The following is a 17,938-nucleotide window of genomic DNA, read 5'->3' as shown; positions in this document are numbered from 1 at the left end:
ACGGGACAGCCCTTAGTCTCTGCTTCAGGACCGCGTCGCGAGGAGCCCGTCATGCCCCTGCACCACACCCCCGGCCCGGAGGGGCGGCCCGAGAAGCCGCTCTCCGTGAACCCGTTCATCGGGGAGGCCGACCCGCTGGGCGGGATGACCCAGGCCCCGCCCCGGCACCGGCTGCCGGACGGGCCGATGGCCCCGCACGCCGCCTATCAGCTGGTGCACGACGAGCTGATGCTCGACGGGAACGCGCGGCTGAACCTCGCGACCTTCGTCACCACCTACATGGAGCCGCAGGCCGGGGTGCTGATGTCGGAGTGCCGCGACAAGAACATGATCGACAAGGACGAGTACCCGCGCACGGCCGAGCTGGAGCGGCGTTGCGTGGCGATGCTCGCCGAGCTGTGGCACGCGCCGCGCCCGAAGTCGGTCGTGGGCTGTTCGACGACCGGGTCGAGCGAGGCGTGCATGCTCGCGGGCATGGCGCTCAAGCGGCGCTGGGCCAAGCGGAACGCGGACCGGTACCCGGCCTCGGCGCGCCCCAATCTCGTCATGGGGGTCAACGTCCAGGTGTGCTGGGAGAAGTTCTGCGACTTCTGGGAGGTAGAGGCGCGGCAGGTGCCGATGGAGGGCGACCGGTTCCACCTGTCCCCCGAGGCGGCCGTCGAGCTGTGCGACGAGAACACCATCGGGGTCGTCGGCATCCTCGGTTCGACCTTCGACGGTTCCTACGAGCCGGTCGCGGACCTGTGCGCGGCGCTGGACGCCCTCCAGGAGCGGACCGGGCTCGACATCCCGGTGCACGTGGACGCGGCCTCGGGGGGCATGATCGCGCCGTTCCTCGACCCGGATCTGGTGTGGGACTTCCGGCTGCCGCGCGTCGCCTCGGTCAACACCTCGGGGCACAAGTACGGGCTCGTGTACCCGGGGGTGGGCTGGGCGGTGTGGCGGGACGAGGAGGCGCTCCCACAGGAGCTGGTGTTCCGGGTGAACTACCTCGGCGGCGAGATGCCGACCTTCGCGCTGAACTTCTCCCGGCCGGGCGCCCAGGTCGTCGCGCAGTACTACACGTTCCTGCGGCTGGGCTTCGACGGCTTCCGCGCCGTGCAGCAGGCGTCCCGCGACGTGGCGAGGAGCCTGGCCGACCGGATCGAGGCCACCGGCGACTTCCGCCTCCTGACCCGGGGCGAGGAGCTGCCGGTGTTCGCGTTCACGACGGCCCCCGACGTCACCGCGTACAACGTGTTCGACGTGTCCCGGCGTCTGCGCGAACGCGGCTGGCTGGTACCGGCGTACACCTTCCCCGCGCACCGCGAGGACCTGTCGGTCCTGCGGATCGTGTGCCGCAACGGCTTCTCCTCCGACCTCGCCGACCTCCTCCTCGGCGACCTGCGGCAACTCCTGCCCCAACTGCGCGGCCAGTCCCACCCGGTGACCCACGACACGGAGCGGGCCACGGGGTTCCATCACTGACGGCGACGTCCGGCGCGAAGGCCGGCCACTCCTTCGTCGAAGGACGGATCGCGTCCGACTGCCCGCGCGAGGTCCCGGCCGCGCGCCAGGTGCTCCGTCATCAGGATGTGCAGGAACGTGAGACCGGTCCGGAACGACGCGGCGGCCCAGGGCTCCCGGAACGCGGCCGTCAGCATCTCCGCGTCCTCCCGGACAGTGGTGTCCGGGAGGACGGCCTCCCCGTTCAGGTGGGCGAGAGATCGCTGTCGCACGTCGAGGAGGTGATCGAGGACGGCGCGGCGGCTCGGCCGCGCACGGCTCAGTCCACGTCCCCCGGGTGCCGCTCCCCCGTCGCGTACGGGTTCTCCTCGCCCTCGGACAGGACGCCGACGAAGGGGGCGCCCTCGCCCGCGAAGACGTACTCCCCGGCCTTGATCCGGGCGATCAGGCCCCGTGTCCAGTTCTCGTCGGCGTCGGCGCTGTGCAGCCAGTAGCGCATGATCTCGCCGATGTGGCCGTACTGGGCGGGGCCGCCCTCCTCCGGTACGTAGTGCTCGGTGACGGAGCCGCGCCACGCGGCGATCGCGGCGAGCCGCCGGCCGAGCAGGTCCACCACCTCCGCCCTCGGCAGGTCCACCATGAGGCCGAGCGCCGCCGACAGCAGGTCCGGTTTCTCGTCGTACGCGGTGAGCGCGCCGCGCAGCAGCGCGAAGTACTCCCCGGTGCCCGCCTCCGTGACGCGGTACTCGGTGCGCGGGGGCCCGCCGGCCGCGCTCGGGGCGCTGTCGTACGCGGTGAGCAGTCCCAGTTTCGCCATCTGTTTGAGGGCGTGGTAGATCGAGCCGGGCTTGGCGTGGGACCACTCGTGGGCGCCCCAGTACTCCAGGTCGCTCCGGATCTGGTAGCCGTGTGCCCGGCCGTGCTGGCGCACCGCGCCCAGCACCAGGAGACGGATCACCGACATGGGCGGCCCCTCACCCTCGTACGACGGACGCGAGGGCACGACGGGCGCGAGAACGCAAGCCGCGTGCCGGACAGGCCACCCACCCTACTCACTCCTGACCGGACCCCGTCCGCCGCGCCTCCGTCTCCCGCTCGCGCGCCACCAGATCCCACGCGCTCGCGCCGTCCAGCGATTCGCGGACGATGTCGGCGTGTCCGGCGTGCCGGGCCGTCTCGCGGATGAGGTGGAGCAGCAGCCAGCGCAGCGAGACCCGCTCGGCGTCGGGGAACCAGGGCTGGTCGGGCAGCGGGAAGGTCTCGTCCAGGCTGGGGCGGGAGCGGATGTACTCCTCGGTCCCGGCGGCGACCTTCTCCCAGTACGCGAGCGCCCCGGGCACCGTCTCGCCCTCCAGCAGGACGTGGCTCTCGTGCCAGTTCGTCTCGTCCCGCGCGGTGTCCGCGGGGACCCGCCGGGCCCGCGCGACCCAGCCCTGCTCCGTCTCGGCGGCGTGCTTGACGAGGCCGCCGAGGGTCAGCGCGCTCGCGCTCGGCCGCAGCCGGGCCTGCTCCTCGGTCAGCCCGAGCACCGCGCGCCGGATGCCGCCGCGCTGCTCCTCCAGGAAGGCGAGCAGGGCGCCCCGCTCGTCACCAGCGGCTTCGGGGGATACGTGGGTGACCATGGGTCCGCCTTCCGGCTCGGTGCCGGAGGGCCTCTCCCCCCGGCACCAGCCACGTTAGGGACCCATGCGGACAGGAACGGTCCGCGAGTACGGGCGTGTCCGGGTGGGCCCGCGACGGGCCCCCGGGCCGCTCACAGGGGGTAGGTGCCCCGCCCGTGCTGGACGGAGATCCAGCGCTGGGTGGTGAAGGCGTCGACGCAGGCGGGGCCGTTGAGCCGGCCGACGCCGGACAGCTTCTCGCCGCCGAAGGCCGCCACCGGGTCGTCGTCTATGGTGCTGCCGTTGACGTGCATCATCCCGGTCTCGATGCGCCGCGCGAAGGCCACCCCGCGTTCGGCGTCCGCCGTGTGCACCGCCCCGGCCAGCCCGTAGGGGCTGTCGTTGACGAGCCGTACGGCCTCCTCCTCGCCGTCGAAGGGGACGAGCAACGCGATGGGCCCGAAGATCTCCTGCCGCAGCAGCGGGGAGTTCGCGGACAGCCCGGTCAGGACGGTCGGCTCGACCAGATTGCCCACCGTCCGCCCGCGCAGCAGCGCGGTGGCGCCGTCGGCCACGGCCCGCTCCACCAGGGCGGTCAGCGCCTCGGCCTGGAAGGGGTTGATGACCGGGCCGAGGTCGGTCTCCGGGTCGGCCGGGTCCCCGGTGCGCAGCGCGGCGACCCGCGCGGTGAAGCGGCGGCTGAACTCCGGTTCCAGGCGGCGGTCCACGAAGATGCGGTTCGCCGCCATGCACACCTGGCCCTGGTACACGAAGCGGCTGAACACGGCCGCCTCCACGGCGTGGTCGAGCCCCTCCTCACCGAGGTCGTCCAGGGCCACGAAGGCGCCGTTGCCGGAGAGCTGGAGCACGGTGCGCTTGAGGGAGCGGGCGGCGACCGCGGCGACGTGCCGGCCAACGCTGTCCGAGCCGGAGAAGGAGATGACCTTCGGCACGGGGTGCTCGATGAGCGCGTCGCCGATCTCCGCGATGTCGGTGACCAGGACGTTGAGCAGCCCGGCGGGCAGACCGGCCCGCTCGAAGACGTGGGCGATGACCCCGCCGCCCACGACCGGCGTGTTCTGGTTCGGCTTGACGACGACGGCGTTGCCGAGGGCGAGCGCGGGCGCGACCGACTTGAGCGTGACGAGCAGCGGGTAGTTGAACGGGCTGATGACACCGACCACCCCGACCGGCTCACGGTAGACGCGGTTCTCCTTGCCGGGCGTCAGCGAGGGCAGCAACTCCCCTTCCGTGCCCACCGCGTAGGAGGCCGCGTGGCGCACGAACTCGGCGGCCAGGTCCACCTCGAAGTACGCCTTGGCCCAGGTGCCGCCCAGCTCCGCGACGATGGCGCCCGCCACCTCCTCGCGCAGCGAGACCAGCACCGACAGGGCGCGTTCCAGCACCTTGCGGCGCTCGTGCGGCCCGGCGGCGGCCCAGGCGGGCTGGGCGCGGGCGGCGGCGCGGTACGCCTCGTCGACCTCCTCGCCGGTGGCGACGGTCAGCGCGGCCAGCTTCTCGCCGTTGTACGGATTGAAGTCGATGATGTCCCAGGAGCCCCGGCCGGTGCGCCATTCACCGTCGATGTACTGATGGGCCAGCTCGGTGAAGAACGACATACGCTTCCTTGCCGGTTCTCTGTGCCTTTCAAGTGCCGTGCGGCGACTTGCGGTTGGCACGCCATGGTACGGCGTGCACGGCGCGCGCGCCCGGGTTTGCGGCTCGCGGGGGCGCCCGGCGGTACGGCGGTGGCGGGCTGCGGCGGCCCGTCGGTCCGTGCCACCCTCACCGCTCCGGCCCCCGCCCAAGGGCCCCGGCCGGTCCCTCAGCCGAGCTGGAGCAGGCCGCGCAGCAGGTCACGGCTCTCCTCGGGGCCCGGACAGTCCTTGCGCAGGCCATCGAAGGCCGACTCGTACTGGGCGACCTCCTCGGGCTTGTCGAGGTAGAGGGCGCTCGTGAGCTGCTCCAGGTACACGACGTCGGACAGGTCGGACTCGGGGAAGCCGAGCATCGCGAAGGCGCCGCTCTCCCCGGAGTGCCCGCCGAAACTGAACGGCATGACCTGGAGGCACACGTTGGGCCGCTGCGACATGTCGATCAGGTACTCCAGCTGCCCGCGCATCACGGCCCGGTCGCCGTACGGCCGGCGCAGCGCCGCCTCGTCCAGCACCGCGTGGAAGCGCGGGGCCCGTTCGGACACGAGTATCTTCTGCCGCTCCAGGCGCAGCGCGACGCGGCGGTCGATGTCGGCGCGCGAGCCGTCCGGCATCCCGCGTGCGACGACGGCCTGCGCGTACGCCTCCGTCTGGAGCAGCCCGTGGACGAACTGCACCTCGTAGACCCGGATCACGGAGGCCGCGCCCTCCAGACCCACGTAGGTCGGGAACCAGCCCGGCAGGACGTCCGAGTAACTGTGCCACCAGCCCGCGATGTTGGCCTCCTTCGCGAGGGCAAGCAACTGTCCGCGCTCGGCCTCGTCGTGCACGCCGTAGAGCGTGAGCAGATCTTCCACGTCCCGCGCCTTGAAGCTCACCCGTCCCAACTCCATGCGGCTGATCTTCGATTCGGAGGCGCGGATCGAGTAACCGGCTCCCTCGCGGGTGATCCCGCGCGTCTCACGCAGCCGTCTGAGCTGTGAGCCCAGCAGGATGCGCCGTACGACCGATCCGCCCCCGGGCCCCTCGGCCTGGGGCCGTCCCCAGTCCCCTGCGGTCACGTCGCCCAGCCTCCCCAATCACTACAGGGCCCGCAGTCTGCCACTAAAACGCTCCGGGCCGTACTCGTTCGATTACGGAAACGGAAAGGTTGTGCAATGCCACCGGAAGAGTTACTGGGAAGATATGCGCCCGAAGTGGTATGTGTGGCGCCAATTCCGGCGCGTGCACGTGCATCTGCCCTTGCATCCGCTGTGCGCATTCGGAACGATGGTGGCGCACCACCGCAGCTGCGCAGTGACCGCGAAATTCGGGAGTGCCTCGCATGGGGACGAATGGATCGACCATGCTCGACCCACTGAGGCAAGGGCTACCTCCGGTCGACCCCGCCTCGGTGAGTGAAGCGGCCTCCTGCGCGCTCAGCTGTCGGCTCGAAGGGGTGGGCGAGGCGCGGCAGTTCGCGCGTTCCACGCTGGGCCGCTGGGGTCTGGGGGAACTGACCGACGACATCGCGCTCGTGGTCTCCGAACTCGTCACGAACGCGCTGCGGCACGCCCTGCCCGCCGCGGAGCCCCCGGCCCCCGCCGCCTCCGCCTGCGGTCCGGACCCGGTGGCGCCCGAGAGCCCGGTACGGCTGCACCTCACGCGGTGGACGGGCCGGCTGATGTGCGCGGTACGCGATCCCAGCGAGGAGAGCCCGGTCGCGCAGGACGGCGACGACTTCTCGGCCGAGTGCGGCCGCGGCCTCTTCCTGGTCGACTCCTTCAGCGACAGCTGGGGCTGGCACCCGCTCGCCGGAACCCTGCGCGGGAAGATGGTCTGGGCGCTGTTCCGCCTCTGAGACCCGGTCGGCCGGACCCCGGGCAGCTCGCACGCCCCGGCCCCCGCGGGACCACGTACGCCCCGCCCGCCGCCGCCTCGTCCCCTCTCAACCGGTCTCCCCCGGTCTCAACCGGTCCCCTCCGGCCTCAACCAGTCTTCCCCGGCCTCACCCGGCCCTCCACCGGCGGCAGTTCCCCGGCCGGACTGCGACGGGCGGCCCGCGAAAGCCCCTCGCGCGATCCGGGCGGCCGCTCGTGATCTGGGCGGCGGTCACGGAAACCGGGCGGCGGTCACGGAAAGCGTCGGGCGTCCCGGAAAGGGCGTCGGGCGTCCGGGAGGACCGTCCCGCGCCACGGAACGCGGCGGCCGCGTTCCCTCAGCCCGCCAGCAGGTGGTCGAACTCGCCGTCCTTGACGCCGAGCAGCATCGCCTCGATCTCGGCACGCGTGTAGACGAGGGCCGGGCCCTCGGGGTACCGCGAGTTACGGACAGCCACGTCCCCGCCGGGAAGCCTGGCGAACTCCACGCAGGAACCCTGCGAGTTACTGTGCCGGCTCTTCTGCCAGACGACTTCGTGGGCCTCCTGGAGGTCCGTGGCCGCCATGCCGTTGTACGCCTGGTGCACAGGTAGCTCCCGGTGGTGCTATGGCCAATGGTGCATCGGTCAACTGAGCGCGATCATAGCCGCGTTCACCTGCGGATGCATGAGCATATGCACGTGCACGAGGGGTGCCCCCTCGGTTACAGCCTTCCCGGACAAGCCCTTTCCCTCCCCTGGAGACGCGAAAGCCGGCCCCCGATGGGGGCCGGCTGGAGGGGACGTGGCGCACATCACTCGGCGTACGCCGGATACGCCCCGCCGTTCCCGTTTCGCGCGGACCGGTGCCGGACGCGACCGCGCCGGAGAGTGACCGCCCGCCCGGCGCGGGACCCGTCCGCTCCGGGCGGGGTCGCGGTCAGCGTTCCTCGCGGAACTCGACGTGCCGGCCCGCGACGGGGTCGAACTTTCGCAGCACCATCCGGTCGGGATCGTTCCTGCGGTTCTTGCGCGTGACGTAGGTGTGCCCGGTCCCCGCGGTGGACCGGAGCCTGACGACGGGGCGGAGTTCGTTGCGTGCCATGCCTCGATGATACGTTAACGGGAACCGTTTTCAATAAGGGCGCCCGGTGACGTCCGTCACCCCTTCGACCAGTCACGCGAGCCACGCCGACCGTGACGGCGGCCACGCCGGTCGCGTCCCGGTCACCCGAGGCGCCCGGCCCCCGTGTCCCCGACGTCACCGACGTCACCGACGTCACCGAGGGTTCCGTCCTCCCCGGTGTCGACCGGGCGCTCGGCCGGGCCCTGCCGGTAGGCGGCGAGCGTGCGGGACAGTCCTTCGACGGCTTCCAGGAGCAGGCCCGCGCCCTTGCGCACGACGCGGTCGGGCACCCACGAGCTCTCGTCCGGCCAGGCGTCCCACGCCTCCAGCGCGGCCCGCACCTCGTCCCACCGGGGCACCCTGCGTTCACGCAGGTCGCGGTCGGCGCGTTCGGCCGCGGTGAGCAGGGCGTCGGCGAGGCGTTCGGCGGCGGGTACGGGCATCGCGCCGTGTTCCGGCAGGTGGGCCTCCATGAGCATGGCGACGCGGGAGATCTCCTCCAGGGCCTCGTCGGCGTCGTCGGCGGCCGCCCGGGACAGGCCCCGTTGCCGTACCGGCTCGTTCCTGGCCTTCTCGACCGCCTCCTGCCAGGTCGAGCGGGCCTCGCGCGCGTCGAGCAGGCCCTGCCGCACCTGATCGGTGCGGTCCTCGCCCGGCCGGGCGTAGCTGCGGACGACGGCGGCGGCGTACTCGGCGTGCGAGAGCAGCGCCTCGGCCAGCCTGGCGCGCAGGCGGGGCGCCTCCCAGGCCGGGTAGACCGCGTACGCGAGCATCGCGAGGACGCCGCCGACCAGCGTCAGCACGACACGTTCGGGGACGGTCTGGCCGAGGCCCTGTCCGCCCATGCCGAGCAGGAACACGACGTACATCGACACGCAGACCTGGCCGACCACGTAGCCGGTGCGCATGAGGAGGTACATGAGCCCGGCGCAGCACACGGCGAGGAACGCGAGGACGTCGAGGCCGGGGTGGACGAGCCGGACCACGACGGAGGCGAGGGTCACGCCGAGGAGGGTGCCGAAGAAACGGCCCGCGGCGCGCGAGTAGGTCTGCGCGAAGTCGGGCCGCAGGATCATGACGGAGGCGAGCGGCGCCCAGTACCCGTGGCCGAGCGGGAGCAGCGTACCGACGAGGTAGCCGAGGCCCGCGACGACGGAGACCCGGACGGCGTGCCGCAGCAGGGTCGAGCCGAGGTACAGCTCCTCGCGCATCGCGCGCAGCGCGACCGGCACGAGGCGGAACAGGGAGGGCCTGGTCCTGGAGGGCGGCCGGGCCCCCGTGTCGCTGGCCCCCTGGCCGCCGGCCTCGGTGCGCACCACCCCGCCGACGGTGTGCGCGGGCCGGGTACCGGCGGCGGCCGGGGCGCCCGCGCCGCTGAGCGTACGGGCGCGGACCCGGTCCCGTACCCGGGCGCGGGCGGCGAGGAACGCGCGCAGGCCCCCGCCGAGGACCGCGCTCGCACCGGTGCGCAGACCGCGGGCGCGGGCCGCGACGCGGGTGCTGCCGCCCTCCGCGCCGCGGCGGCTCTCGCGGCCACTGGGGTCGGCGGCCTCCATCACCTCGTCGAGCAGTTCGGTCAGCCGGGTGGCGGCCCGCAGGGGTGGTCCGCTCAGCAGCTGACCGGTGTCGGGGGTGTGCAGGACGGCGAGGGCGGCGGGGGACACGAAGAGGGGTTCTCCGCCCCGGACGGCCTCGGCCGCCGCGTCGAGCACGGTGCCCGCCGCGTACAGCAGCTCGCGTACGCGCTCCCGTTCGGGCCCCTCCCCGGGGACGCCGAGCGCGGGGTCGGCGATCGAGGCGAGGACCGGCCGCAGTTGCTCGGCGACACCCCGCGGCCCGCGCAGTTCGACGGGGCGCCTGCGCGCCTGCCGCGGGGTGAGGACGGCGGCGTCGCGGGCCTCCATGAGCGGTTCGGGGTCGAAGGGGGCGACGGGGTCGTGGCGCAGACGGCGCGCGTAGTCGGCCTCGGCGGAGAGGGCGTCGGCGAGCGCGTCGCGGTGGGCGCCCCAGCGCCGTACGGGGAAGAGGACGACGAAGGCGGCCTGGACGAAGCCGCCGGCCGCGATCACCGCGGCGTGCCCGAGGGCGGACAGCAGGGAGACGGGCAGGGTGACGGTGACCATCACGATCGACACGTTGGACGCCGCGATGATGCCGACGGTGGGCCCGGCCGACCAGGCGAGCCCGGCGACGAAGGCCCACAGCATGAGGAGCGGGACGAAGAGGAAGAGGTGCTCGACGGTCACGTAGCCGAGGAAGGTCGAGACCGCGAGGCTGGTCCCCGAGGCCAGCGCCAGTTCGGGCCGGGGCCGCCAGCTGCGCTGGAAGGTCGCGATGGCGGCGGAGAACGCGCCGAAGGCCGAGCTGGCCGCGATCTGCGGACCGAAGACCCACAGGCTGACCCCGATGACGAGCGCGAGCCCGGCGGCCCCGCGCAGCGCCACGAGCGGCTCCAGCCGCCGCCGCTCGACCTTGAGACCGGAGCGGCTGGTATCCGCCACCGCCCGGAGCCAGCTCACGCCGGTAAGGATACGGACTCGCGCGGTTTCCGGCGTTTCATCCGGCCGTGGCGCTACGGGCGGCGGTCCGCCCGTCCGCGCCGCCCTCCACGATCGCCTGGACGGCCGCCCCGTAGTACCGCGCCACGGTGTCCGTGTCGGCGGAGGCGAGGGGTTCGAGCAGGAGGATGTAGCGCATCAGGCCGAGGCCGACGAGCTGCGAGGCGACCAGATTGACGCGCAGGCCCGTGTCGGGGGCGGCGACCGCCTGGTCGAGCGCCCGCGCGAGCATCGCGCTCAGCGTGTCGCGCAGCCGGGTGCCCGCCTCGCTGTGGGTGGCCGCCGAACGCACCATCGCCATCAGCGCGGGCCGCGTCGAGACGTCGTCCCACACCGAGAGGTGCGCCCGGACGATCCGCTCCCCCATGCCCGTCAGCTCGCCCCGCGCGGCGGTGGAGATGGCGGCCCGCAGCTTCTCCGGCAGTTCGAGCACCTGGATGAAGAGGTTCTGCTTCGAACCGTAGAAGTGGTGCACGAGAGCCTGGTCCACGCCCGCCGCCTCCGCGATACGGCGCATGCTGGTGCCCTCGAAACCGCCCTCGGCGAAGCAGGAGCGGGCGGCATCGAGAATCGCCGCCCGGGTTCTGGTCTCCCCGGGCCGCCGCCCCCCGGCGTGCCTGGCCGGCCCGTGCGCCCCACCCGCGTCGTTCTTCTCGTCCCGCGCGTGCGCCGCGCCCACGTCCTTGAGGCCGTCCATGCCCTCCATCATGCCTCCCGCGTAACTCATCAAACGATGAACTCATTGCTCGATGAGTTGTACGATGAGCGGGCACCGTTCGCCGGGCGCCCGGCGCCGCGCGCCGTTCGCGGCCGCTTCGCCGTGCCTGTCCGGCGTGCCCGTTTACGGGCCTGTCCGGCGGGCGCGTCCGGCGGGCGCGCGCCCGAAGCCCCGCAGCCCTCCCCCTTCGGGGGCACACTCCGCACGAGAAGAGGTGGTCGCCATGCCGACCGACGTCACCTTCGCCGCCGACGGCCCCACGGCGGGCGCCACCCCCTCCCCCGCCCCGCCGCCGGGCGGCCGGAAGGCGGGGCTCCGGATCGCCGCCGTGGTCGTCGGGCTGGCGGCCGCCGTCACGCTCATGCTGTGCGCCTTCGGCCTGCCCTCCGTGAACGGCGGCCCGCACCACGCGCCGCTCGGCGTGACCGGCCCGCGGTCCGCCGTCTCTGCCGTACAGGAGCGGCTGTCCGGCGACGAGTGGGAGGTCACGAGGTACGACGACGCCGAGGCGCTCACCGCCGCCCTGCGCGACCGGGACGTGGTCGGCGGAATCGCCCTGGGCGCGGAGGGTGTCGACGTCTACACCGCCCCGGCGGGCGGCCAGCAGATCAGCACCGCCGTCAGCGGGCTCGGCACCGGCCTCGCGGAGCAGCGGCACGTGCGGGCGAGGACGCACGAGGTCGTCGGTTTCGGACAGGACGACCCGCACGGCACCGGACTCGCCTCCATGGCGCTGCCGATGGTCTTCGGCGGCATCCTGCCCGTCCTGATCCTGGCCCTGGTCGCTCCCGGGCCGGGCGCGCTGCGGGCCCGGCTCGCCGGGGTGGTGGGCTTCGCGCTCGTCGCCGCCGCCGGGGTGACCGCGGTCCTTCAGTCCGGCATCGGCACGCTCGACGGGAACTACGCGACGAGCGCGCTGGGCCTCGCCCTCGGCATGCTCGCGCTCGGACTCCCGCTCCTCGGTCTCCAGGCGCGTTTCGGCACCCCGGGGTTCCTCGGTCTCGCCGTGGTGATGATGTTCCTCGGCAACCCGCTCTCCGGCCTGGCCACGGGCCCGTACTGGCTGCCCGACGGCTGGTCGACGCTCGGTCAGCTCCTGCCGGTCGGCGCCTCCGGCAGCCTGCTGCGCGCCAACGCCTTCTTCGACGGCACGGGGGCGGGTGGCGCCGTCGTGACGCTGGCGGTCTGGGCCCTGGCGGGGCTCGCCCTGGTCCTCGTCGCCGTACGGCGCGGGTCCGGGAGGACCGGGGCCGGGAGGACCTGAGCCGGGAGGGGCGGGGCCGGGAGGAGCGGGGCCGGACCGCGCACGGGGGTCGGCAGGGTCCCGGTCAGGGCGGCGGGGACCCGCTCCCCGCAAGCACCCCGCCCGGACCAGACGGTGAGCGGCGGCGCGGGAGGCCGAGCCGGGGGGCGGCGCCCCTCACCCGCCGTCCGCGTCACCCCCGCCCCCGCTGCGGCGAGGGACCGGGGAACGGGGGGCGGGCGACAGTAGTCTCCCTCGCCCGACCCCCGCGACGGAGCAGGAGCGCTTCGCATGACCTTGCGTCTGAGGACGATCGACCGTACGGAGCACCTCGCGTTCGTCGACGGGCTGCCGTCGGCCAGTCATATGCAGGTGCCGTCCTGGGGGGACGTCAAACCGGACTGGCGGGCCGAGAGCCTCGGGTGGGTGGACGAGCGGGACCGGATCGTGGGGGCGGGGCTCGTGCTGTACCGCTCCCTGCCGAGGATCGGCCGGCACCTCGCGTACCTGCCCGAGGGGCCCGTCGTCGACTGGTACGACAGGGACCTCGACCGGTGGCTCGACCCGCTGCTCGCGCACCTGAAGGCGAACGGCGCGTTCACGGTGCGGATGGGGCCCCCGGTCGTCCTGCGCCGCTGGGACGCGGCGACCGTCAAGGACGCCGTCGCGGACCCGGACGCGCACCGGCTCGGCGAGGTCGCGCCGACCTCCTCGGACCCGCGCGCCCAGGCCCTGGCCGAGGGGTTGCGGCGGCGCGGCTGGCGGCAGCCGGGGGGCGGGGGCGACGAGGCGGGATTCGCGGCCGGGCAGCCGAGGTTCGTGTTCCAGTTGCCGCTCGCGAACCGTTCACTGGACGAACTCCAGCAGAACTTCAACCAGTTGTGGCGCCGCAACATCCGCAAGGCCGAGAAGGCCGGGGTCAAGGTCGTGCGGGGCGACTACGACGACCTGACCACGTTCTACGCGCTGTACGCCGAGACCGCCGAACGCGACCGCTTCCTGCCGCGCCCCCTGGAGTACTTCCAGCGCATGTGGCGCTCCCTCACCGCCGAGCACCCCGACCGGATGCGGCTCTACCTCGCCGCGCACGACGGAGAGGTGCTGGCCGCCGCGACGATGCTCACGGTCGGCGGCCACGTCTGGTACTCGTACGGCGCCTCGACCAGCCGCAGGCGCGAGGTCCAGCCGAACAACGCGATCCAGTGGCAGATGATCCGCGACGCGCACGCCCTGGGCGCCCACGTCTACGACTTCCGGGGCACCACCGACACGCTGGACGAGTCCAACCACCTCCTGGGCCTGCTCCGCTTCAAGGCGGGCACCGGAGGGGAGGCCGCCGAGTACGTCGGTGAGTGGGACTACCCGCTCAGCAAGGTGCTGCACAAGGCGTTCGAGGTGTACATGGCGCGGCGGTGAGGACGGCCGCCCCTCACTCCCTCCCCCGCACCCGCTTCCGTCCCGGGCGGCCGAGGTCGGCGCCGCGTGCCGCCTCCCGGCCGTCCTGCCAGCCGGCCTCGTCGGTGGCGCCGCGGACCCGGGCCGCGGTCGTGCGCGGGAACATGTGCTCGGCCTGCTTGCCGACGGCCACCTCGCGGGCCGCGAGGACCGGCAGCAGGTCGCCCGGGGCGGACTCGGCGACCCGGGCCGAGGTCTCGGTGAGGCGGGTGCCGATGTGGCCGGCGTAGGCGAGGAGGAAGGACTGGCGGAAGGTCTTGGTGCGTCTGCGTCCCGCGCGGCGCTGCGCCGCCTCGGCCCGGGTCATCGCCGTGGTGGCCTGCACGAGCAGCGAGGTGTGCAGGAGTTCCACGACCGCGAGGTCCTCGGGGAAGCCGACCACCGTCGAGAAGTCCAGCTGTTCGTTCCACACGGCGCGGCAGTTGTTGGCCCGCGCCACCGCGTCCAGCAGGATCGCCTTCGCCGTCCCGTAGGGCTGCTCGACCCCTACGCGTACGGCTTCGGGGGCGGCGGTCGCCTCCCGGCGGCCGGCCGCGAGCTGCGCCTCGTCCACCCGGTGCCGCGCCATCAGTTCCTGGGCCTTCGCGCTGAGCGCCTCCGCCTCCTCGGGGAAGGTCGTGGCCTCCGCCTTCGCGAGGAGGGCGCGGATACGGGAGAGCACGGGGTCGTCGGTGGGCGCGGGCGCCGCGCCCGCCGCCGGGCCGCCCGGGGGCGGGCCGAGCGGTTCGACGGGCGGCAGGCGCAGCAGCAGCCGGAGCAGTTCGAGCGCCGTCGTGGCCGCTGTGAAGCGGTCCTCGCGGACGGCGGAGGCGCTCGCCTCCGCTTCGGCCGCCAGGCCCGACACCTGGGTCCGCCAGCGCGCGTCCAGGGCGGGGTAGCCCGCCGTCTCCCGCGCCACCAGCCGGGACAGCAGGGCCAGGTGGGCGGGGCGCAGATCGCGGCGGACCAGGCGGGCGACGTCGGCCGGTTCCCAGCCGTGGCGCCACGCGGCGCCCAGCAGATCGGCGCCGCGCCCGGCGAGGACGGCGGCGGCCTCCGGCTCCGGGGCCGCCGCGAGCAGCGAGGCGCCGGTGTCCAGGGACACGTCGTCCTCGCCCGCCAGGGCGCGGGCGACGGCCTCCGCGAGTTCCGTGCGGGCACAGCCGGGTCCGTGGTCGTGGGGCATGGGTTCATTGTCCACAGCCTGTGGACAAGTTTTCGCACCGGCCCCGCCACGCGTGCCCGATCCGCCGCGCACGTCCATTGTCAGTGGCGGCTGGAAGACTCGGACGCATGACCGGACGCTGGGTGCTGGCGGCCGCCGAGGAGGCGGACGGGGGTGTGGCGGGCGAGGTGCTGGTGGCCCCGCTCGCGCCCGACGGCGGCCTGGCCGCGCCCGCCGTCCGCGCGTCCGACCTCGCGAGCGCGGTCCGCGCCCGGCCGCAGGTCGCGCGGTGGGTCTGGCGCTCCACGGCGCGGGTCTACCCTCAGCTGCTCGAAGCCGGGGTCCGCGTCGAGCGCTGCTACGACATCGAGGCCGCGGAGACCCTGCTGCTCGGCTACGAGGGCCGCTTCGGCGAACCCCGCTCGGCCGCCGCCGCCTGGGCCCGGCTGCACGGCCGCCCCGTCCCGCCCGACCCGCCGCAGCGCTCCGCGGCGCCGGGCGCGCAGTCCTCCCTCTTCGAGCCGGGTCCGGCCCCGCTCCCGCTCGCGGCCCTCGCCGAGGTGTACGCGGATCAGCAGCGCCGCCACGAGGCGACCGCGCACCCCGGCCGGATGCGGCTGCTCACCGGCACCGAGTCCGCCGCCATGCTCGTCGCCGCCGAGATGAACCGCGCCGGCCTGCCCTGGGACGCCGCCGTCCACCGCGCCGTCCTGCGCGAACTGCTCGGCGAGCGGTACGGCGGCAGCGGGGAACCGCGCCGCCTCGCCGAACTGGCCGACGAGGTCTCCGCCGCCTTCGGCCGCCGCGTCCACCCCGAGCTGCCCGCCGACGTCGTCCGGGCCTTCGCCGAGTCCGGGATCAAAGTGCGGTCGACGCGGCGCTGGGACATCGAGTCCCTCGACCACCCGGCCGTGAAACCGCTCCTGGAGTTCAAGAAGCTGTACCGCGTCTACACGGCGCACGGCTGGTCCTGGCTCCAGGACTGGGTGCGCGAGGGCCGCTTCCACCCGCAGTACGTGGCGGGCGGCAGCGTCTCGGGCCGCTGGGTCACCAACGGCGGCGGCGCTCTGCAGATCCCCAAGGTCATCCGCCGCGCGGTCGTCGCCGACCCCGGCCGGCGGCTCGTCGTCGCCGACGCGGCACAGCTCGAACCCCGGATTCTGGCGGCCGTCTCGCGCGATCCCGGACTCATGGAGGTCGCCGCCCGCCCCGGTGACCTCTACAAGGCGGTGTCCGACCGGGCCTTCCGCGGCGACCGCGACCAGGCCAAGATCGCCGTCCTCGGCGCCGTGTACGGGCAGACCTCGGGGGACGGCCTGAAGAACCTCGCCGCCCTGCGCCGCCGCTTCCCGCGCGCCGTCGCCTACGTCGACGCGGCGGCGCGCGCCGGGGAGGAGGGGCGGCTCGTGCGCACCTGGCTGGGCCGCACCTGCCCACCGGCCGGAGCCGCCGAGGACGCCGGGGAGGCCGGACTCCCGCAGGACGAGGGCGGGGCCGGAGCGGAGTCGGGGGCGGAGTCGGGGGCCAGGGCGCGGGCGCGCGGCCGCTTCACCCGTAACTTCGTGGTCCAGGGCAGCGCCGCCGACTGGGCCCAGCTCCTGCTCGCCGCCCTCCGCGCCCGCCTGCGCGAGCGCGGCTCCGAACTCGTCTTCTTCCAGCACGACGAGGTCATCGTGCACGCCCCCGAGGAGGAGGCCGAGGAGATCCCCGCCCTCATCGCCGAGTCCGCCGAGGAGGCCACCCGGATCGCCTTCGGCGACATCCCCGTCCGCTTCCCCTTCACCACCGCGATCGTGCGGTGCTACGCGGACGCGAAGTGACACCGGGCGGGGAGCCGGACGGAAGACGCGAAGTAACACCACGCGGAAGCCGGACGGAGGGCGCGAACGTGAGGTGAAGCGCGGGCGCGGGTAGGAGGCAGTGCGCGGCAACCCTTGAGGAACCGGCGCGCGAAGGCGCGAAGGCGCGAAGGCGCGAAGGCGCGAAGGCGCGAAGGCGCGAAGGCGCGAAGGCGCGGAGGCGCGAGCGAACGGCCACGGCCGACGGGAGGCACGGGCCCCGGCAGGCCGCACGGCCCGCGTACGGCACCGGTTTCTGCGCCGTACGCCGCCCCACAGGCACCCGACGGGCCCCACCACCCACGTACGACCCCGCCTACAGCGCCGTCGCCGCCCCACAGGCACCCGGCAGACCCACCGCCCTCGTACGCGGCCCCGCCTACAGCGCCGTCGCCGACAGCACGCCCACCATCGTCACGGTCGCGCTCAGTGAGGCGGCCGTCGAGACGACCACCCCGCCTCCCGCCATCAGGACCGCCCAGCCCACCGGCGTCCACGCCGAGGGCAGCCACCCCGTCGCGGGTGCCGGGCCGAGCAGGGCCGCGACCCTCCGGGGGACCGGGCCCGCCGTGCCCGCCGCGAAGGCCGGGAGCAGCCCCGGGCCCGCCGGGCGCAGGGAGAGCGCCGCCTTCCCGACCGCGACCGCCGTCAGCCGCCGGTCGCCCACGACCCGCGCCGCCTCCTCGTCCGCCCAGCGCTCCGCCCCGTAGGCCAGCGCCGGCACCAGGGGCCGCAGCAGCGGATTGGCGCAGGCCGCGAGCCGGGCGAGCAGCAGCAGGCCGTGGTGGCGCCCCGCCAGATGCGCCCGCTCGTGCGCGAGCAGCGCCCGCCGCTCCCCCGCGTCCAGCCCCGCGTACATCCCGTGCGAGACGACGATCCGGCCCGGCCGGCCCGGCAGCGCGTACGCGTACGGCTCCGCGTCCGGCAGCAGGACGAGATCGCCCAGGGGGCGCACCCCGGCGAGCGCGCGCCGCGCCGCCGAGCGCACCCGCCGGTAGCGCACGGCCGTCACCGCGCAGGCCACGCCCGCCGCGAGGATCGCGGCGATCGCGGCGAAACCCGTCACCTCGTCGTAGGGCACGACGGCCCGCACCTCCGGGTCGGCCCAGCCGTCCGGCAGCGGGTTCCCGGGCAGCCGGGCGGTGCCGACCACCCCGAGCAGCCCCAGACACAGCGTGCTGCACAGCGCGAACACACAGGACACCGCCGTGAGCAGCAGGGTCACCGTGCGCGGATGCAGCCGCTGCTCGACGAGGCGGGCGACCGGCAGCGCCGTCAGCGGGACCACGAACGGCAGGAAGACGACGTACCCCACGG

16 protein-coding genes are annotated in these 17,938 nt (G+C 74.3%); 5 read left to right on the top strand and 11 right to left on the bottom strand.

The window, feature by feature from the left end; genetic code table 11:
- Nucleotides 1-51 precede the first annotated feature (51 nt).
- Nucleotides 52-1,467 (top strand): glutamate decarboxylase, encoded by a 1,416-nt coding sequence (locus ACFYMP_RS19660; RefSeq protein ID WP_388858844.1) that lies wholly within the window; start codon nucleotides 52-54, stop codon nucleotides 1,465-1,467.
- Here the strand turns inward: ACFYMP_RS19660 and ACFYMP_RS19655 are convergent.
- From ACFYMP_RS19655 to ACFYMP_RS19635, 5 genes are all read right to left on the bottom strand, one after another.
- Nucleotides 1,461-1,718: a hypothetical protein gene (locus ACFYMP_RS19655; RefSeq protein ID WP_388858841.1), complete on the bottom strand. Its 258-nt coding sequence runs from the start codon at nucleotides 1,716-1,718 to the stop codon at nucleotides 1,461-1,463. The two genes, ACFYMP_RS19660 and ACFYMP_RS19655, sit on opposite strands and share 7 nt — an antisense overlap.
- A gap of 47 nt (nucleotides 1,719-1,765) precedes the next feature.
- Nucleotides 1,766-2,410, bottom strand: coding sequence for a PadR family transcriptional regulator (locus tag ACFYMP_RS19650; RefSeq protein WP_388858838.1), 645 nt, complete (start codon nucleotides 2,408-2,410; stop codon nucleotides 1,766-1,768).
- 88 nt (nucleotides 2,411-2,498) lie between these two features.
- Nucleotides 2,499-3,068, bottom strand: coding sequence for a DinB family protein (locus ACFYMP_RS19645; protein ID WP_388858835.1), 570 nt, complete (start codon nucleotides 3,066-3,068; stop codon nucleotides 2,499-2,501).
- Nucleotides 3,069-3,199: 131 nt separating this feature from the next.
- On the bottom strand, nucleotides 3,200-4,666 hold the full coding sequence (locus ACFYMP_RS19640) for an aldehyde dehydrogenase family protein (RefSeq protein WP_388858832.1): 1,467 nt from the start codon (nucleotides 4,664-4,666) through the stop codon (nucleotides 3,200-3,202).
- Nucleotides 4,667-4,872: 206 nt separating this feature from the next.
- A complete protein-coding gene (locus ACFYMP_RS19635) occupies nucleotides 4,873-5,763 on the bottom strand; it encodes a helix-turn-helix domain-containing protein (RefSeq protein WP_388858829.1) in 891 nt (296 codons plus the stop codon).
- A gap of 284 nt (nucleotides 5,764-6,047) precedes the next feature.
- On the opposite strand from ACFYMP_RS19635, the gene ACFYMP_RS19630 reads away from it, so the two are divergent.
- Nucleotides 6,048-6,542 carry an ATP-binding protein gene (locus ACFYMP_RS19630; protein WP_388858826.1) on the top strand — a complete coding sequence of 165 codons (495 nt, stop codon included), beginning with the start codon at nucleotides 6,048-6,050 and terminating at the stop codon, nucleotides 6,540-6,542.
- Nucleotides 6,543-6,899: 357 nt separating this feature from the next.
- On the opposite strand, the gene ACFYMP_RS19625 is transcribed toward ACFYMP_RS19630, so the two are convergent.
- The 4 genes from ACFYMP_RS19625 to ACFYMP_RS19610 form a co-directional block, all read right to left on the bottom strand.
- Nucleotides 6,900-7,148, bottom strand: a complete 249-nt coding sequence (locus tag ACFYMP_RS19625) for a DUF397 domain-containing protein (protein ID WP_388858823.1) — start codon at nucleotides 7,146-7,148, stop codon at nucleotides 6,900-6,902.
- A 331-nt stretch (nucleotides 7,149-7,479) separates the two neighbouring features.
- The gene (gene rpmG, locus ACFYMP_RS19620) at nucleotides 7,480-7,644 is read right to left on the bottom strand and encodes a 50S ribosomal protein L33 (RefSeq protein ID WP_388858820.1); all 165 of its coding nucleotides are present in this window, start codon (nucleotides 7,642-7,644) and stop codon (nucleotides 7,480-7,482) included.
- 122 nt (nucleotides 7,645-7,766) lie between these two features.
- On the bottom strand, nucleotides 7,767-10,184 hold the full coding sequence (locus tag ACFYMP_RS19615) for an FUSC family protein (RefSeq protein WP_388858817.1): 2,418 nt from the start codon (nucleotides 10,182-10,184) through the stop codon (nucleotides 7,767-7,769).
- Between the two features lie 37 nt (nucleotides 10,185-10,221).
- Nucleotides 10,222-10,950: a TetR family transcriptional regulator gene (locus ACFYMP_RS19610; protein ID WP_388858814.1), complete on the bottom strand. Its 729-nt coding sequence runs from the start codon at nucleotides 10,948-10,950 to the stop codon at nucleotides 10,222-10,224.
- A 214-nt stretch (nucleotides 10,951-11,164) separates the two neighbouring features.
- On the opposite strand from ACFYMP_RS19610, the gene ACFYMP_RS19605 reads away from it, so the two are divergent.
- Nucleotides 11,165-12,205: a hypothetical protein gene (locus ACFYMP_RS19605; RefSeq protein WP_388858811.1), complete on the top strand. Its 1,041-nt coding sequence runs from the start codon at nucleotides 11,165-11,167 to the stop codon at nucleotides 12,203-12,205.
- A 270-nt stretch (nucleotides 12,206-12,475) separates the two neighbouring features.
- Nucleotides 12,476-13,600, top strand: a complete 1,125-nt coding sequence (locus ACFYMP_RS19600; RefSeq protein WP_388858808.1) for a lipid II:glycine glycyltransferase FemX — start codon at nucleotides 12,476-12,478, stop codon at nucleotides 13,598-13,600.
- Between the two features lie 13 nt (nucleotides 13,601-13,613).
- Here ACFYMP_RS19600 and ACFYMP_RS19595 read toward each other — a convergent pair whose 3' ends face one another.
- Nucleotides 13,614-14,804 carry a DUF2786 domain-containing protein gene (locus ACFYMP_RS19595; RefSeq protein WP_388858805.1) on the bottom strand — a complete coding sequence of 397 codons (1,191 nt, stop codon included), beginning with the start codon at nucleotides 14,802-14,804 and terminating at the stop codon, nucleotides 13,614-13,616.
- Nucleotides 14,805-14,911: 107 nt separating this feature from the next.
- On the opposite strand from ACFYMP_RS19595, the gene ACFYMP_RS19590 reads away from it, so the two are divergent.
- The gene (locus ACFYMP_RS19590) at nucleotides 14,912-16,603 is read left to right on the top strand and encodes a bifunctional 3'-5' exonuclease/DNA polymerase (RefSeq protein WP_388858802.1); all 1,692 of its coding nucleotides are present in this window, start codon (nucleotides 14,912-14,914) and stop codon (nucleotides 16,601-16,603) included.
- A 397-nt stretch (nucleotides 16,604-17,000) separates the two neighbouring features.
- On the opposite strand, the gene ACFYMP_RS19585 is transcribed toward ACFYMP_RS19590, so the two are convergent.
- Entirely contained in the window at nucleotides 17,001-17,936 is a 936-nt protein-coding gene (locus ACFYMP_RS19585; RefSeq protein WP_388859030.1) for a M56 family metallopeptidase, read from the bottom strand.
- Nucleotides 17,937-17,938 lie beyond the last annotated feature (2 nt).

Origin of the sequence: Streptomyces sp. NPDC007088 (genome assembly GCF_042869355.1) — a bacterium.
Classification (GTDB): domain Bacteria; phylum Actinomycetota; class Actinomycetes; order Streptomycetales; family Streptomycetaceae; genus Streptomyces.
This window is presented reverse-complemented; position numbering and strand designations above follow the sequence as displayed.

Excerpts from the sequence above, each read along its gene's own strand:
- ACFYMP_RS19660 (WP_388858844.1), top strand. The coding sequence starts at position 52 with ATGCCCCTGCACCACACCCCCGGCCCGGAGGGGCGGCCCGAGAAGCCG.
- ACFYMP_RS19650 (WP_388858838.1), bottom strand. The coding sequence starts at position 2,410 with ATGTCGGTGATCCGTCTCCTGGTGCTGGGCGCGGTGCGCCAGCACGGC.
- ACFYMP_RS19645 (WP_388858835.1), bottom strand. The coding sequence starts at position 3,068 with ATGGTCACCCACGTATCCCCCGAAGCCGCTGGTGACGAGCGGGGCGCC.
- ACFYMP_RS19640 (WP_388858832.1), bottom strand. The coding sequence starts at position 4,666 with ATGTCGTTCTTCACCGAGCTGGCCCATCAGTACATCGACGGTGAATGG.
- ACFYMP_RS19630 (WP_388858826.1), top strand. The coding sequence starts at position 6,048 with ATGCTCGACCCACTGAGGCAAGGGCTACCTCCGGTCGACCCCGCCTCG.
- rpmG (WP_388858820.1), bottom strand. The coding sequence starts at position 7,644 with ATGGCACGCAACGAACTCCGCCCCGTCGTCAGGCTCCGGTCCACCGCG.
- ACFYMP_RS19610 (WP_388858814.1), bottom strand. The coding sequence starts at position 10,950 with ATGAGTTACGCGGGAGGCATGATGGAGGGCATGGACGGCCTCAAGGAC.
- ACFYMP_RS19605 (WP_388858811.1), top strand. The coding sequence starts at position 11,165 with ATGCCGACCGACGTCACCTTCGCCGCCGACGGCCCCACGGCGGGCGCC.
- ACFYMP_RS19600 (WP_388858808.1), top strand. The coding sequence starts at position 12,476 with ATGACCTTGCGTCTGAGGACGATCGACCGTACGGAGCACCTCGCGTTC.
- ACFYMP_RS19595 (WP_388858805.1), bottom strand. The coding sequence starts at position 14,804 with ATGCCCCACGACCACGGACCCGGCTGTGCCCGCACGGAACTCGCGGAG.
- ACFYMP_RS19590 (WP_388858802.1), top strand. The coding sequence starts at position 14,912 with ATGACCGGACGCTGGGTGCTGGCGGCCGCCGAGGAGGCGGACGGGGGT.